This window comes from Gayadomonas joobiniege G7 (assembly GCF_000300815.1).
GTDB classification, from domain to species: Bacteria; Pseudomonadota; Gammaproteobacteria; order Enterobacterales; family Alteromonadaceae; genus Catenovulum; species Catenovulum joobiniege.
In genome coordinates, this window is sequence record NZ_AMRX01000001.1 from 194,814 (window position 1) to 208,714 (window position 13,901).

Here is a 13,901-nt window from a genome sequence, read left to right on the forward strand (position 1 = left end):
GAGGAAGCATGAAGACATTTAAACAAATTGGCTGTCTGGCTTTGCCAGTCGTTCTGTTACTTTCCGCCTGTGGTTCTGCGCCAAAACGCCAAACAGAAGCCCCAAAAGTAACAACGCCAGAACAATCAGTTGAACCCTCTGACATCTCGGCACAAAGCTACCTAGACAAAGCTGCACAGGCATCAATTGAAGCGCAACCTCAACTCTACCTAAGAGCAGCGGATCGCCTTTTATTCGAAGAGCAACCTGCTAAAGCACTAGCGCTGTTAATGCAACAAACTGAAACACAACTTGAACCTGAATTAAAAAAACAAAAAGATTTATTTAAAGCCGAAGCCTTACTCGCACTATCAGAGCCCAAATTGAGCTATTTTTTAGTGAAAGAGATTGACCAGATTGAAGGATTCTCGGGCCGCCTGTTTCATACTCAATTCGAAAGTGCCAGGTTAGCCGGCCATTATCAGCATGCTATTCAACTAATAGATAAACTTAGACCTTATATCAAGTTCACCGAACAACAAGACTTTAATAATAAAATTTGGCAAACACTCATTCATTTACCTTGGCCTGAAAGCCAACAAATGGCAAGGATCTCAGGAAGCGAACTAGATGGCTGGTTAACCTTGTTAGCCCTCAGCTACGAACAACTTCATCAACCCACTGAGTTATTACAAAAGGTCTTGCAATGGCAGCAACAATCAGCAAATCATCCAGCCTCTAAACACCTGCCACAACCGCTCATAACAGCCCTACAAGACACCCCAATTCGGCCGCAAAATTTAGCCGTTATTTTACCACTAAGTGGGCAATTTGCTCAGCAAGGGGAAGCGGTACAACAAGGTATTATCGCGGCGCAGTTCGAACAGGGCAATAAGCAACAAACAGTTACCTTTTTAGACAGTGAAACACTCGATTATAATCAATTGGCCACCGCCAACTATGATTTTTATATAGGCCCACTATTAAAAAGCAATATTACTCGTTTAATAGAGCAGCAACCTAATCAGCCAATGCTCCTGCTCAATGAAGCAAAACAAGAGGATCTGCCAAATCACCCACAGCGTTTTTATTATGCCCTAGCCCCCGAAGCAGAAGCTCGCCAAGCTGCTCTCAAAATGCTAAAAAACGGTCTTCAACAACCGATAGTGTTGGCATCTAACGATAATTATGGCCGTCGTATGAGTGAGGCGTTTCGCCAAGTTTATGCAGACCAAGGCAGCCCTGTGGTTGGTTATGGCTATTTTAGCAACCCAGAAGAAATGGAAGATACGGTAGAGCGCTTAATGGAAACCGGCACCAGCAAAAGCCGTATTCGCACCGTCAAACAGCTATTGAATAATTCTCCCAAATTTGAAGCGGATGCTCGCAACCGCCAAGACATAGATTCGATTTATATCATAGGTAACGAAACCGAAACTCGAATTATTAAACCTTATATCGATGTAAATACGTCGCCATTTGCGCCACTTGTACCTATTTATGCCAGTTCACGTAGTTTTAGCAGCCGCTTGAACAATGCGGATATGCGGGATTTAAATCGCATAATTTTTAGCGACATGCCTTGGTTATTGCCGGGCCGAGCAAAACACACTAAATTAGCGAATCAAATGCAGCTGGTGTGGCAAAATGCGTCTGATGACAAGAGTCGTTTTTTTGCTTTTGGTTTTGATGCATATCAGTTAACTCAGCATTTATTAAAAATGAAACACCTGCCAAATTATGCTTATGATGGATTAAGTGGTCGGTTGACGTTAGCTGGCAATAAAGTTGAGCGATCTCTAAGTTGGGCTAAATTTAGTCGTAGCCGGATTGTTGCGGTTAACCCATAATGGGAACGAATAAACGCGCCAAGGGTGAAATTTTTGAACAAAGAGCCGCTCAGTTTTTAGTTGCTCAGGGTGGCCAAATTGTTACCCGAAACTTTAATTGCCGAATGGGCGAAATTGATATTATTTGTTTTTTGGAGCCAACATTGGTTTTTGTTGAAGTCAGGTTTAGAGGCCAAAATCGTTATGGCGGGGCCGCGGCGACAATTTCGCCGCAAAAACAAAACAAAATCAAACGTTCAGCAATGTTTTATTTACAATCAAATGGCTATAATGTAGCCCATACTCGGTTTCGCTTTGATGTAATTGCGTTTGATTCAAATATCGAGCAGCTAAACTGGATAAAAAACGCGTTTTGAGATATTTATAACTTATGCAAGAATTAATAAAACAAAGCTTCACAGAAAGCATACACACAAAAATCGCAGCTTTGGACGTGCTCGCGCCTGTGATAGAAAATGCTGCAACTGTCATCTTAAATGCGCTTTTGGCAGAACGTAAAGTCCTTTGTTGTGGTGATGGTTTTTCCCATTCTGCCGCAAACGTTCTAGCCAACGCACTAAACTACAAACTTGAACATGAACGCCCATCATTGCCAGCACTCGCACTCAACCCAGATGCAATCTCTAGTTCTTTATTGTGTGAAGGTGCTCAAAGTGACCATTTATTTGCATTGCCGTTGAAAGCGATTGCACAGCCTGGTGATGTCCTTGTGTGTATCGCAGGCATGGGGCATTCTGCCAGTATGTTGCGCACAATTGAGGCTGGCTTGTCAAAAGATATGTTAGTAGTTGCATTAACAGGTGGAGACGGCGGTGAAGTGGCTGGTTTATTAGGACCTAACGATGTTGATATTCGCATTCCCTCTGAGAGTGCATTGCGCACATTGGAGGTCCACCAACTCGTTGTACATAGTATTGTCGATGCAATAGAAAAAACTTTATTTCCAGGAATGTAATCATGCAAAAGTCTAAGTTATTGCTACTTGTTACCCTGCTGGTGCCTATTCTGAACGGTTGTGCAGTTGCACTGTTTGGCGGAGCAGCAGCCACCACGGCTATGGTTGCCAATGACAGACGCTCTTTAGGCGCACAAATTGAAGATCATGAAATAGAAAAAAACATTGAAGACTGGCTTGCCGAAGATGAATCTATCAAAGGCAAATATGATGTAACCATAATCAGCTTTAACCGCAACGTTTTGTTGGTAGGCCAAGCTGATTCAGTCGAGGTACGCAATAAAATATTAACTGCAGCCACCCGCTACCCTAACTTTCGCGATATTTTTAATGAAATACGGGTAAGTCAAAAAATCAGCGCAGCTCAACAAACGCAAGATACTTGGCTGACGACAAAAATAAAATCACGCATGCTTGCAGATAAAGAGCTAGATGGACACCAGGTAAAAGTAGTAACCGAAAATGGCGAAGTATTTTTAATGGGTCTATTGAATGAGCACGAAAAAAAGATCGCATTAACTATTGCGCGTAATATCGATGGCGTAAAAAACGTCGTCAACGTCATAGAGCCTTACCAAAACAATTAACTCATTGTCCGCGGAGACTTAAAATGAGAGACAGCCTTTTTGCTCAGGAAGCAGCAGAAGCCCCTGAGCGCATTGCCTTGCAACTAGATGAAAACGAACACACAATCGAAAAACTAAGCTCTCATTTAAGGATCATGCGTCCGCGTTTTGTTTACATGGTTGGGCGCGGGACTTCTGAACATGCGTATGGGTATGCTAAATACTTGTTCGAAACCCAACTGGGGGTGCCAGTTGTACAAGCTGCCCCATCCGTCACCAGCATTTTTGGTCAGAAGCTTCACTTAGAACAATCTCTGGTTTTAGTCGTTTCTCAATCAGGGCGTAGTCCCGATGTTTTAGAACAGGCCAAAATGGCACGTCAATCTGGGGCTTATGTGGTTGCTATGGTTAACGACGAAGACTCACCGTTAGCCGATCTGATTGATGTTATTTTACCGCTTAAAGCCGGCCAACAAAACGCGATTGGGGCGAGTAAAACCTTCTTAACAAGCCTATCATCATTAATCCAACTAGCGGCAGCTTGGGCCAATAACAAACCGTTAAAACAACAAATCAGACAACTTCCTGAGTATTTGAGCAAGGCGGTTGCAGCCGAAAATATGTGTGATCCAGAAGATTTTAAAAATATTCGGAATTGTGCTGTATTGAGCCGAGGTTTTGGCTATTCGGCCTGTAAAGAGATAGCACTAAAACTTAAAGGTATGTGTGGTATCCACGCTGAGGCTTATAGTACTGCTGAATTTTTGCATGCGGCTGTTGCTCTATTAGAACAAGAGCTTCCGCTATTTAACGCCATTATAGAAGATCAATCTTACCCGTTGCACATGCAGCAAATCCAATCAATGCGTGAACAAAACATCAATATAACCGATATATATTTACCACAACAACAGGTTCCCGGCATTATGCAGCCGTTGACTTTATTACAGCGTTTTTACCTTGAGCTACCAGAAATAGCGAAAGTTAGAGGTCTTAACATTGACCAACCACCAAGGGTACAAAAAATCATAGAAACGCTTTAAGCGCAATACACACTAAAGCTGGCATGAGGCACAAAAAATTGCTTATTGAAGCAATGGTAACAATGCCTCTAAATTTTGGCTCTCAGGCAGCATATAAACGTTTTTACCATTCGTTAAGTACAAGTGCCCTTGCTGCTGGTATAAACGCGCTACAAACGCTTTCTGTTGATTGCTGAACCAAAAGCTGACGGTCGCCTCTGGATAACCTTTAAATGTAGGCGGATCTGTTAGTATCTCTGCTTTTAGTTGCTGCCATTGATGAACTAATTGCTCTATACGTTTACTCGACCAATAAATATCCTGCGCAGTCATCATTTGCCATTGCCCATCAGACATTTTTTGCACGCTGACTCCCGGAAAGTCAATGCTATAAAGATGCTGATTGGGCGGCAGTATCACTTCTACATCGGCTTCGCTAGAAAAAAGCTTGTGGTGTAAACCATTGAATAAAAAAATCATGATCAGGGTGCTAAATATCAGAACATTATTCCAACCACGACGTGTCATGCCAGCTCCGTTAAATTTAAGATCGACTAGCCCTATCTTACAGATATAAAAAAACCCGGCAAGCCGGGTTTTTTTTAACTGTTTTAGCAAAGCTTATTTAATTTTAGCTTCTTTAAAAACAACATGTTTGCGAACAACTGGATCAAATTTTTTGATTTCAAATTTGCCCGGCATGTTCTTTTTGTTCTTGTCGGTAGTGTAAAAATATCCAGTACCGGCACTAGAAACCAATCGAATTTTATCTCGCATGGTCGGCTTCCTTATACTTTAATGCCGCGTTTGCGGACATCTGCTAAAACGGCATCAATACCATTTTTGTCAATGATACGCATACCTTTAGTGGATACACGCAGTTTAACAAAACGGTTTTCGCTCGCAACCCAAAAACGGTGCGATTGTAAGTTAGGTAAAAAACGACGCTTAGTCGCGTTGTTTGCGTGCGAACGGTGGTTACCGACCACAGGCGCTTTACCAGTCACTTGGCATACTTTAGACATTGCTGTGTCTCCAAATACGTGCCACAGAGTTGCTGCTCTGAGACAAATCTTGTTGCGTACCCTGATTCAAGAGGGCGCATTTTATACATGAGATAGGGGTTTGAGTCAATATATTTTGTAAAATTTGCTGAAATTTACAGCAATCCGTGCTCAGCAAACGACATTGGAGGACCTTCGCCAATGATAAAATGATCTAGCACGCGAATATCAAATAATGCCAAAGCATCTTTTAAGCGACTGGTAATTTGTTTGTCTGCTTGGCTGGGTTCGGCAACACCAGACGGATGATTATGGGCAAAAATGACCGCTGCTGCATGTTTGTTCAATGCTTCTTCGGCAACAACCCTTGGGTAAACAGAGGCTCCGTCTATGGTGCCATGAAATAAAACATCAAATGAAATCACCTTATGCTGGTTGTCTAAAAATAAACAGGCAAACACTTCATTATGTAAATCACGCAACTCAATACTTAAAAAACTTTTTACCGCTTCAACCGAAGTTAACGCTTGTCCTTTTTGCACAACTTCAGCCAAATAGCGACGACTCATCTCTAAACAAGCCTGGAGCTGGCAAAACTTTGCTTCACCTAAACCTTTGCCCTTTATAAAGGCCTCTTTTGAAGCTGCCATTAACGCACGTAAACTGCCAAATTCAACCAACAAATGCTGTGCTAGCTCAACGGCACTAACACCCGCTGCGCCCGTTCGTAAAAAAATCGCCAACAGCTCAGCATCGTTTAACGAGGCAGCCCCGCCAGTCAATAACTTTTCGCGTGGCCGAGTTTGCTCAGGCCAATCTTTTATCGCCATCAAAGCTTCCTTTTTATGCCAACAGATGAGATCAAAAATGCAATTTGTTTTAATCAGGAGTATAGTTAAGCCATCGCAATCTGCAATTTTTCAACGGTAGTGAAGATCTTAGCCAATAAAAAAATCATTCTCGGTGTCACAGGGGGCATTGCCGCTTATAAAAGTGCGATCTTAACTCGCCAACTTATTGAGTTGGGCGTTAACGTCAGGGTCGTAATGACAGAGTCCGCACAAGCTTTTATTACACCGTTAACCTTTCAAGCATTATCTGGCAACCCTGTCAGCTTAGATTTGTTAGACGAGTCAGCTGAAGCGGCTATGGGTCATATTGAACTGGCTAAATGGGCCGATTTAATTTTAATTGCACCTGCCAGCGCCAACTTTATCGCTCGCTTGGCGAATGGGTTAGCCGATGACCTGTTAACGACCCTGTGTATCGCAACCCAGGCCCCGATTGCCGTTGCACCGGCTATGAATCAGCAAATGTGGGCTGCACGACCAACGCAAAGAAATTTAAACTTAATCCGTGAAGATAAACGAATCATTCTAGGTCCAGCCACCGGTCAGCAGGCATGTGGGGATGTTGGTTTGGGTCGCATGTTAGAGCCCGAACAGATCTGTCAGTTATTACCCCAAATTTTTGCCCCACAAATCTTACGTAACAAACATCTGGTGATCACTGCTGGCCCCACCCGCGAGCCACTCGATCCGGTGCGATATATAAGCAACCATAGTTCAGGTAAAATGGGGTATGCTTTAGCGCAAGCTGCACTTGCTTATGGTGCCCAGGTGACACTTGTGTCTGGACCTTGTGATTTACCTTGCCCGCAAGGTGCTAAACGTATCATGGTAGAAAGTGCTGAACAAATGTTAGCCGCCTGCCAGCAAAATATAACAGGCGATAATATATTTATTGCCTGTGCAGCCGTCGCTGATTACCAATACAGCCAACCAGCGCAACAGAAAATAAAAAAACAACAGGCCGAATTAACGCTTACATTTACTCGTAACCCAGATATTTTAGCAACCATAGCCAAACAAAAAGAACGCCCTTTCTGCGTCGGTTTTGCCGCCGAAACGCAACACGTAGAAAGTTATGCAAGAGGCAAACTCAACAGTAAAAATCTTGATATGATAGTGGCAAATGATGTTTCTGATCCCACAATTGGTTTTAATAGCAACCAAAATGCGGTCACTTTATTATGGCACGATGGTCAACAATCTTTTTCTGCCGCCGATAAATTAGACCTATCTTATGAACTACTAACAATAATTAACCAACATTATGAAAAAAAACATTCAATTAAAAATTCTTGATCCCCGAATTGGCAATCAATTTCCACTGCCGGCTTATGCCACAGATGGATCTGCTGGAATGGATTTACGCGCCTGTTTAGATGCCCCCATCAGGTTAAAACCAGGGCAAACCGAGCTGCTGCCCACTGGACTTGCAATTTATATTGCCGATCCCAATTTGGCAGCAACGATTTTACCACGCTCTGGTTTAGGCCATAAACATGGCATAGTACTTGGCAATTTAGTCGGCTTAATTGATTCAGATTATCAGGGACAATTAATGGTGTCGGTATGGAATCGCGGTCAAACTGAATTTACTATCGAGCCGGGCGAACGCATTGCACAATTGGTATTTGTACCCGTCGTTCAAGCTGAGTTTGAACTTGTTGATGATTTTCAACAAAGCGTTAGAGGCGAAGGTGGATTTGGTCATTCAGGCCGTCAATAAGAAGCATAACAATGAAAAAAAACACCAATCGTAAACAAGAGATACTGCAAGCACTCGCCACTATGTTGGAAAGCGCACCTGGTCAAAGGATCACCACAGCTCGTCTTGCGCAAGCCGTGGGTGTAACCGAAGCCGCTTTGTATCGCCATTTCCCAAGTAAAGCACGGATGTTTGAAGGGTTATTGGATTTTGTCGAAGAAACCATTTTGGTTCGAATCAACCGCATTCTAGATGAAGACAAACAATCTGCTAGCCGCTGCTATAAAATTGCCCAACTGGTACTAATTTTTGCTGAAAAAAACCCGGGTATCAGTAGCTTATTAAGTGGTGAAGCCTTAACAGGCGAGCAGGAAAGATTACGCACCCGGGTTAACAGTATTTTTGAAAAGCTAGAAACCCAGTTCAAACAAGTATTGCGAGAACGGCCAATGCGAGAAGGAAAATCATTAACCGAAAACGAGCAAATTTTGGCTAATTTGATCACGAGTTGGATCGAAGGGCAGATCCGCCAATACGTCCGTAGTCGCTTCACCCATCTTCCATCGACTAAGTTGCCAAAACAATGGAAACTACTCCAGCAAACTATATTCGATACACCCTAAGCTGTCTCTTGGCAGCGGCCACTTTAGCTTGCCAGCCAGCGCCAGAAGCGATCGTCAAACAGACCCCTGACGGGGCTTTTGCTGGCGATTTATCGGCAATGGGTGAACTGTCCGCGATGAGCACCCAAACAGGCGTCACTTTATGGGATCGCCGCTCGGCGACCAACAAATTTTTATGGTCACATAAACCCGGCTATCAAAATAGGGTGCATTGTGTTTCGCTTAGCGATAACAACCAAACAGCGCTGACGACCACTGATAATGAGTTTGCACTTTGGAATATGCAAACCGGAGCCAACCAGGCGTATTTTAATATCGAAGAAGATTTAATTACCGACTGTGCGGTTGCCGATTCCGGCCAACAGTTAGTATTAGGTATGCTCAGTGGGCAATTATTAGTCGTGACACCCAAAACTGGCCGCCGTCTGTATTTTCTGGGACATACAGAGAGAATTAGTCGCGTCGCAATTTCTGCAAACGGTGACTATATCTTAAGTGGCAGTTATGATGGTTCGGCTTACCTATGGCGTAGTCAAGATGCTCAAATTGTGTATGATTTTTCACTGCAAGGACGCATTACCCAAATTAGCTTAGATCGCCTCGGCCGTTATGCCTTTACCGCAAACAGCACTAACCATTCTCAAATATGGGATTTAAGGACGGGTGAGGCACTGAGCCGGCTCAACTATTTTGCACGCCAACAAATATTCTCAGCCGTTACTTTTTCGCACAATGGTCGCTGGCTCGCCACAGGTGCTCCGGGACAAAAAATTAAAATCTGGGCGGTGGAGACAGGCGAGCTCATTTTTACCAGTGCGTTTATGGCTGATAGTTTTTCAGCTGCAGCGTTAGATTTAGCTTTTTCGGCAGATGATCAAACCCTGTATGTCGCCATCAGCTCAGGTAAAATTCAAACCATTAAACTCGCTCTGCCCACGCAGCCATAAAATGGCTTGGCGGTGCAAAAAATAACGCACTTGCATCTAATTTAACATAGTCCAATAAGGGATCAGCAACTTGCTCGCCCGCTCCGAATCGGTTTTTAAGCCAGTTCGCAAACACTTGACAATCAGCCGCACAGGCAACACTAATTTCTCCTTGAAAGTGCATGCCGCCAAATGGCATATCATGGCTCACAAAAAAAGGGGATCCGCCCCCGTACAGAGTCCCATTTAGCACCCCACTATGTGACGCTTCGTAACTGGCTTCAGGCAATGCCCTTCCATCCGCTTTGTGGAGGCCATAAATGCGCTCTTGCTGTGTGAGCGTTAAGCGCTCCCACTCAGCAATATGGTAACGACACCTTTGCATTAAAATGTAACTACCACCAACATAATCTGGGTTTAAATGATCCACTAACGCAAGTTGCTGCCTAGATTTACCACTGATATTGCGATAAGGTGAATGAAAACCCAATAAATTACGACCATCCAGATACCTAAAGCCTTTAATTTGTTCTACCACAAATACATTCTTATCTAAAATTTGACGGATGGATTGAATCAGCATGTGATTGATGTCATATCGATCCGACTTAATTTGAACAAACAGATCAAAGGGTGTATCTGGCAGTTTTGCTTTCGCTTCATCTGCCAACCCCAGGGTCGATAAATCCACAAAATCTGGTCGTGTTCCAGGATACAAGATATCCCAATACCCCAGCCCAACAGCGACAAACCCAGATAATTCAGCTTCAGAATACTGCTCACGCAACAATGCTATAGTGTTTACGACTTGTGGAAGTTGCCGCCTAAGTTGCCCTTCAGCGCCTTCAGCCGCATTCATCATCAAAAACATTCCATGTAAATTCGCTTGCGCGATGAGCCCTTGTTGAAATTGCATATAAAAATTGCCTATATTCAAAAAATAGCTCAACGAGCTGATTTTCATTGCGAAAGTGTAAATTTTTAATTAACTTGTAAAGCTAAAAGCTGTTTTATTGTGTAATCGGAATACCCAACGTTTAAAATGTTACTCAAACGCCCCCAAAATGCCCCGACTAAATCTAATATTTTACTGAATGACTGGCAGCCCAGTAGCCAAACTTATGCAAATAGCATCTCAAATAAAATTACCACTATTCAATATCAATATAGTCGGCTAATCGAGTCTGCTGAAGCTTTTTATATCACTTACGACGATAATTGCAAGGCACTGAAAAAAAACCAAAAACTAATTTCTGCTTACAAAGAGCAAATTAAATTTTTAGAAGACTATAAATCTAAAAATGGAAAACTACCAAAAATAAAAAACCAAGAGTCTTCTAGTCGTTATTTAGTTCGTCTACATCACTTATTAGATAAAACAAACCATCAGCAAAGCGATTTACAGCAAAATATTCGCCAGCAGCAAATGGATAATGCCGAACGGTTAGAGCGGATTTGCGAGCAAGTTCTATCCATGCTCAGTGGTTTGCATAGCTTCAATCAGTTCATCGGTAGCTTAATATTATCATCTCCGTCAGCTGACTCTAAAAACCGCTGTTTGCGAAACGAAAAAAGCAAACCCCTGTTAATTGGTGCGTTAAGTGTATTATTGTTTGACCACCTGAGACGAAACAAACAACTAAAGTGCCGTTATTTAGCGCCTTTGGCTGAGCAAATTTTTAAACACCAAGATGAGACAATTGATTACAGCTTAATTGCACATAAAAGTGCATTTAGCGATTCGTTACGCACTGCTAAATGTGGCCAATACATGCCGGATGATATACGCAATGAATATGATCAACTAATACTCAAACCTTTATTAAGAGCCGCTTTAGTTCACTCTATTGGCCGCTACAGCCCAGCAGCTAAAGCTTTGTTTGGCGAAAACAGCTATCAAAAACTGCCTAATAAACAAAGAGCAAAGCTACTGGACGCCATTTATAATCACTCACAATTTTATATTTCGTCATTTACGCAATTGAATCCGGATGACAAAGATAATTTGCAGTCGTACCAGTTAAGTCAACATATTTTACAGCGTTTACAGGTTACCAATGATCCTATGGGTGACTTGCTTCGACTCCCCATGGTGTTTGCATCTGTGGCTTTATCCACCAAAGAAAATTATAACTACCAACAAATCCATGCCTGTAACCAGATATTTTTAGCTGGATTGAAAGCTAATCAATATCGCAAAGATTACACCCAAAATTTACAAAAAATCCTGGGGCGTTTTCCAATCGGCAGTGGCGTATATTTTATTCAAGAAGAAAATGGCGAAATCGAAAAAGCGTTAGTTTCTTCGTTATTACCGTTCGATGAAGACGAACCTATTGCCAAGCAGGTTACCCGCAGACAACTTCAGTTTATTGGCAGCGGTGAACTCATTATTTGCCAAGAAAGCAATCTATATTTTGCCGAGACCCGGAAACTATCCTATTTATCACCGCAAGTTTTAGAGCTCAAGTTTGGTAACCACTTTAGCTGGGATGCAACCGAGGTGTGGGATTTACAAATTTCTTCAGCACAATTTTGGCGCACTGATGGATCTCTTAAAATAAATGGGCGCTACGTCAAATATCGATAAAAAATAGTACTGGTAGGATATCCTGATTGCTGCTTTTAGGTACAATGAAATTACCTTATACTTTTGCAAGCTAGCTAAATGGACAATAAATTTAACAATAATAATAAAACTAACAATACACCTCCAGTTCCTTTGGTTAAAACTTGGTATCAGTTATTAATGAACCAAGATAATCCTAAATTAAAAGAACATGGTAAAAATATGCTAATTGGCGCGTTTGGCGATATCCAGAATGCTGCCGAATTTATTAAAAAACACGGCATAGATAAGTCTAAATAACTCAGTTGCAACATTGCCATGACATCCTGTTATCTGTATCTTGTGTAAAACTTCAAAAAAGGATGTCTATGCAAAAACTTACCATTAGCCTGCTTGCTTTTTTAGCAGGTTTTTCCATTATGGCATTTGAGCTACTCGGTGGTCGCATGTTAGCCCCGTATTTTGGTAGCAGCGTTTATGTTTGGGGCAGCATCATTACCGTCTTTATGCTCGCTCTGTCTCTTGGTTACCTTTTTGGTGGACGTTTATCAGTATATTCCCCAAATTTGAAAAAGTTTGCCTGCATTTTTATTGCCGCCTCTGTCAGCTTATTGCCTTCGTTATTTTTTTCGCAACCCATATTTGAATGGGTGTTTTTGAAAGTTGAAGATCCTAGATACGGATCTTTATTAGCCGCTCTTTGTGTATTTTTAGTACCCAGTATTATTTTGGGTATGATATCCCCTTACTCAGTACGTTTATTGACCGTATCAGCGCGTGCATCCGGTCAAACTGCAGGTTTTTTGTACTTTGTTTCTACCTTAGGTAGTGCACTAGGCACAATAATGACGTCGTTTTATTTAGTCCTTTGGCTAACGGTGAGCGAAATTTTATGTTTAATTATTGGACTTTTACTCTTCTGTGCGGTGACCGCCTTGTTGTGTGCGTTCAAATATAAACAAAACGAAGAGGCTGAATATGCTTAAAAAACTTTTAATTATGCTGATGAGTTTTGTCTCTTTTGCCAGTGCCGCAGAAACGGTTCATAAAGAGCGTTCTATTTATCGCAATATTGTGATAAACGAAAGCGATAATATCCGCTGTATGCAGTTTGAAACCCGTCGTAAATTAGCAACTAACCAAGCCTGTATCGATCTTAAAAAACCGCAACGTTTAGTTTTTGAATACGCCCATGGAACACTCGCTGCACTTGCTCATCAACCTAAACCTAGCCGGGTTCTTATTTTAGGCCTAGGTGGTGGCGTATTATCTAACCTTATTCATCAGCTTTCCCCTGATAGTGAAATTGTTTCCGTCGATATAGATCCAGCCGTTGTTAAACTGGCCAAAGACTATTTTAATTACCGTGAAAACAAACAAGTCACCAGTGTCATCCAAGATGGCCGAGTATTTGTTAAACGTGCTCTATTAAAAAAAGAAACGTTTGATTGGATTATTCTTGATGCGTTTAACGGAGATTATATTCCTGAGCATATGATGACATATGAATTTTTGAGCGAGGTTAAACAGCTGTTGAATAAAAACGGCATTGTATCTGCGAATACGTTTAGCACAAGTGATCTGTACGATTATGAATCTAATACCTACGCTGCTGTATTTAATAAACTATGGACCTATAGAGCACCAACCCGCGGCAACCGAGTGTTATTTGCATGCAATTGTGCTCCGTTTAAATTTTCTGTCAAAACAGCTCCAGCTCCTCTTCTTGAGCATTTGCAAAAATACGATGTTGACCTAAAGCAGGTATTTACGCACATTGATGACAAGGTTGACTGGCAGACAGATACCCAAATTTTAACAGACGAATACTCACCTGCTAATTTACTAAAATAG

At 42.0% G+C, this 13,901-nt stretch carries 18 protein-coding genes; 13 read left to right on the forward strand and 5 right to left on the reverse strand.

What is annotated here, in order from left to right:
- Positions 1-8: 8 nt before the first annotated feature.
- Genes C727_RS0101005 through nagB-II form a run of 5 tightly spaced genes read left to right on the forward strand, consistent with a single transcriptional unit; the run spans position 9 to position 4,393 of the window.
- Positions 9-1,829 carry a penicillin-binding protein activator gene (locus C727_RS0101005; RefSeq protein ID WP_017443754.1) on the forward strand — a complete coding sequence of 607 codons (1,821 nt, stop codon included), beginning with the start codon at positions 9-11 and terminating at the stop codon, positions 1,827-1,829.
- Positions 1,829-2,185, forward strand: coding sequence for a YraN family protein (locus C727_RS0101010; RefSeq protein WP_017443755.1), 357 nt, complete (start codon positions 1,829-1,831; stop codon positions 2,183-2,185). The genes C727_RS0101005 and C727_RS0101010 overlap by 1 nt, the downstream gene beginning before the upstream one ends.
- 14 nt (positions 2,186-2,199) lie before the next feature.
- Positions 2,200-2,784: a D-sedoheptulose-7-phosphate isomerase gene (locus tag C727_RS0101015; RefSeq protein WP_017443756.1), complete on the forward strand. Its 585-nt coding sequence runs from the start codon at positions 2,200-2,202 to the stop codon at positions 2,782-2,784.
- Positions 2,785-2,786: 2 nt separating this feature from the next.
- Positions 2,787-3,371, forward strand: coding sequence for a BON domain-containing protein (locus C727_RS0101020; RefSeq protein ID WP_017443757.1), 585 nt, complete (start codon positions 2,787-2,789; stop codon positions 3,369-3,371).
- A 23-nt stretch (positions 3,372-3,394) separates the two neighbouring features.
- On the forward strand, positions 3,395-4,393 hold the full coding sequence (nagB-II, locus tag C727_RS0101025; protein WP_017443758.1) for a glucosamine-6-phosphate deaminase NagB-II: 999 nt from the start codon (positions 3,395-3,397) through the stop codon (positions 4,391-4,393).
- Positions 4,394-4,435: 42 nt separating this feature from the next.
- On the opposite strand, the gene C727_RS0101030 is transcribed toward nagB-II, so the two are convergent.
- The 4 genes from C727_RS0101030 to radC form a co-directional block, all read right to left on the reverse strand.
- A complete protein-coding gene (locus C727_RS0101030) occupies positions 4,436-4,900 on the reverse strand; it encodes a hypothetical protein (RefSeq protein WP_017443759.1) in 465 nt (154 codons plus the stop codon).
- Between the two features lie 93 nt (positions 4,901-4,993).
- Positions 4,994-5,149 (reverse strand): 50S ribosomal protein L33, encoded by a 156-nt coding sequence (gene rpmG / locus C727_RS0101035; protein ID WP_017443760.1) that lies wholly within the window; start codon positions 5,147-5,149, stop codon positions 4,994-4,996.
- Between the two features lie 11 nt (positions 5,150-5,160).
- The gene (gene rpmB, locus C727_RS0101040; protein ID WP_017443761.1) at positions 5,161-5,397 is read right to left on the reverse strand and encodes a 50S ribosomal protein L28; all 237 of its coding nucleotides are present in this window, start codon (positions 5,395-5,397) and stop codon (positions 5,161-5,163) included.
- Between the two features lie 134 nt (positions 5,398-5,531).
- Positions 5,532-6,206, reverse strand: a complete 675-nt coding sequence (gene radC / locus C727_RS0101045; RefSeq protein ID WP_017443762.1) for a RadC family protein — start codon at positions 6,204-6,206, stop codon at positions 5,532-5,534.
- A gap of 99 nt (positions 6,207-6,305) precedes the next feature.
- On the opposite strand from radC, the gene coaBC reads away from it, so the two are divergent.
- The 4 genes from coaBC to C727_RS0101065 are packed head-to-tail and all read left to right on the forward strand — an operon-like array spanning position 6,306 to position 9,499.
- Positions 6,306-7,523, forward strand: coding sequence for a bifunctional phosphopantothenoylcysteine decarboxylase/phosphopantothenate--cysteine ligase CoaBC (gene coaBC / locus C727_RS0101050; protein ID WP_017443763.1), 1,218 nt, complete (start codon positions 6,306-6,308; stop codon positions 7,521-7,523).
- Positions 7,492-7,950, forward strand: a complete 459-nt coding sequence (dut, locus tag C727_RS0101055) for a dUTP diphosphatase (protein WP_017443764.1) — start codon at positions 7,492-7,494, stop codon at positions 7,948-7,950. Before coaBC ends, dut begins: the two co-directional genes overlap by 32 nt.
- 11 nt (positions 7,951-7,961) lie before the next feature.
- Positions 7,962-8,552, forward strand: coding sequence for a nucleoid occlusion factor SlmA (slmA, locus tag C727_RS0101060; protein WP_017443765.1), 591 nt, complete (start codon positions 7,962-7,964; stop codon positions 8,550-8,552).
- The gene (locus C727_RS0101065; RefSeq protein WP_081579153.1) at positions 8,513-9,499 is read left to right on the forward strand and encodes a WD40 repeat domain-containing protein; all 987 of its coding nucleotides are present in this window, start codon (positions 8,513-8,515) and stop codon (positions 9,497-9,499) included. The genes slmA and C727_RS0101065 overlap by 40 nt, the downstream gene beginning before the upstream one ends.
- On the opposite strand, the gene C727_RS0101070 is transcribed toward C727_RS0101065, so the two are convergent.
- The gene (locus C727_RS0101070) at positions 9,471-10,394 is read right to left on the reverse strand and encodes a Dyp-type peroxidase (RefSeq protein ID WP_017443767.1); all 924 of its coding nucleotides are present in this window, start codon (positions 10,392-10,394) and stop codon (positions 9,471-9,473) included. The genes C727_RS0101065 and C727_RS0101070 overlap by 29 nt on opposite strands.
- 126 nt (positions 10,395-10,520) lie before the next feature.
- On the opposite strand from C727_RS0101070, the gene C727_RS0101075 reads away from it, so the two are divergent.
- From C727_RS0101075 to C727_RS0101090, 4 genes are all read left to right on the forward strand, one after another.
- Positions 10,521-12,068: a hypothetical protein gene (locus C727_RS0101075; protein WP_017443768.1), complete on the forward strand. Its 1,548-nt coding sequence runs from the start codon at positions 10,521-10,523 to the stop codon at positions 12,066-12,068.
- 78 nt (positions 12,069-12,146) lie between these two features.
- Positions 12,147-12,347, forward strand: a complete 201-nt coding sequence (locus C727_RS17755; protein WP_017443769.1) for a hypothetical protein — start codon at positions 12,147-12,149, stop codon at positions 12,345-12,347.
- A gap of 68 nt (positions 12,348-12,415) precedes the next feature.
- A complete protein-coding gene (locus tag C727_RS0101085; protein WP_017443770.1) occupies positions 12,416-13,033 on the forward strand; it encodes a fused MFS/spermidine synthase in 618 nt (205 codons plus the stop codon).
- Positions 13,026-13,901 (forward strand): spermidine synthase, encoded by an 876-nt coding sequence (locus tag C727_RS0101090; RefSeq protein ID WP_017443771.1) that lies wholly within the window; start codon positions 13,026-13,028, stop codon positions 13,899-13,901. Before C727_RS0101085 ends, C727_RS0101090 begins: the two co-directional genes overlap by 8 nt.

Excerpts from the sequence above, each read along its gene's own strand:
- dut (WP_017443764.1), top strand. The coding sequence starts at position 7,492 with ATGAAAAAAAACATTCAATTAAAAATTCTTGATCCCCGAATTGGCAAT.
- C727_RS0101085 (WP_017443770.1), top strand. The coding sequence starts at position 12,416 with ATGCAAAAACTTACCATTAGCCTGCTTGCTTTTTTAGCAGGTTTTTCC.
- nagB-II (WP_017443758.1), top strand. The coding sequence starts at position 3,395 with ATGAGAGACAGCCTTTTTGCTCAGGAAGCAGCAGAAGCCCCTGAGCGC.
- C727_RS0101020 (WP_017443757.1), top strand. The coding sequence starts at position 2,787 with ATGCAAAAGTCTAAGTTATTGCTACTTGTTACCCTGCTGGTGCCTATT.
- C727_RS0101015 (WP_017443756.1), top strand. The coding sequence starts at position 2,200 with ATGCAAGAATTAATAAAACAAAGCTTCACAGAAAGCATACACACAAAA.
- C727_RS0101005 (WP_017443754.1), top strand. The coding sequence starts at position 9 with ATGAAGACATTTAAACAAATTGGCTGTCTGGCTTTGCCAGTCGTTCTG.
- rpmB (WP_017443761.1), bottom strand. The coding sequence starts at position 5,397 with ATGTCTAAAGTATGCCAAGTGACTGGTAAAGCGCCTGTGGTCGGTAAC.
- C727_RS0101075 (WP_017443768.1), top strand. The coding sequence starts at position 10,521 with ATGTTACTCAAACGCCCCCAAAATGCCCCGACTAAATCTAATATTTTA.
- rpmG (WP_017443760.1), bottom strand. The coding sequence starts at position 5,149 with ATGCGAGATAAAATTCGATTGGTTTCTAGTGCCGGTACTGGATATTTT.
- C727_RS0101070 (WP_017443767.1), bottom strand. The coding sequence starts at position 10,394 with ATGCAATTTCAACAAGGGCTCATCGCGCAAGCGAATTTACATGGAATG.
- C727_RS0101010 (WP_017443755.1), top strand. The coding sequence starts at position 1,829 with ATGGGAACGAATAAACGCGCCAAGGGTGAAATTTTTGAACAAAGAGCC.
- C727_RS17755 (WP_017443769.1), top strand. The coding sequence starts at position 12,147 with ATGGACAATAAATTTAACAATAATAATAAAACTAACAATACACCTCCA.
- slmA (WP_017443765.1), top strand. The coding sequence starts at position 7,962 with ATGAAAAAAAACACCAATCGTAAACAAGAGATACTGCAAGCACTCGCC.
- radC (WP_017443762.1), bottom strand. The coding sequence starts at position 6,206 with ATGGCGATAAAAGATTGGCCTGAGCAAACTCGGCCACGCGAAAAGTTA.
- C727_RS0101030 (WP_017443759.1), bottom strand. The coding sequence starts at position 4,900 with ATGACACGTCGTGGTTGGAATAATGTTCTGATATTTAGCACCCTGATC.
- C727_RS0101065 (WP_081579153.1), top strand. The coding sequence starts at position 8,513 with ATGGAAACTACTCCAGCAAACTATATTCGATACACCCTAAGCTGTCTC.
- C727_RS0101090 (WP_017443771.1), top strand. The coding sequence starts at position 13,026 with ATGCTTAAAAAACTTTTAATTATGCTGATGAGTTTTGTCTCTTTTGCC.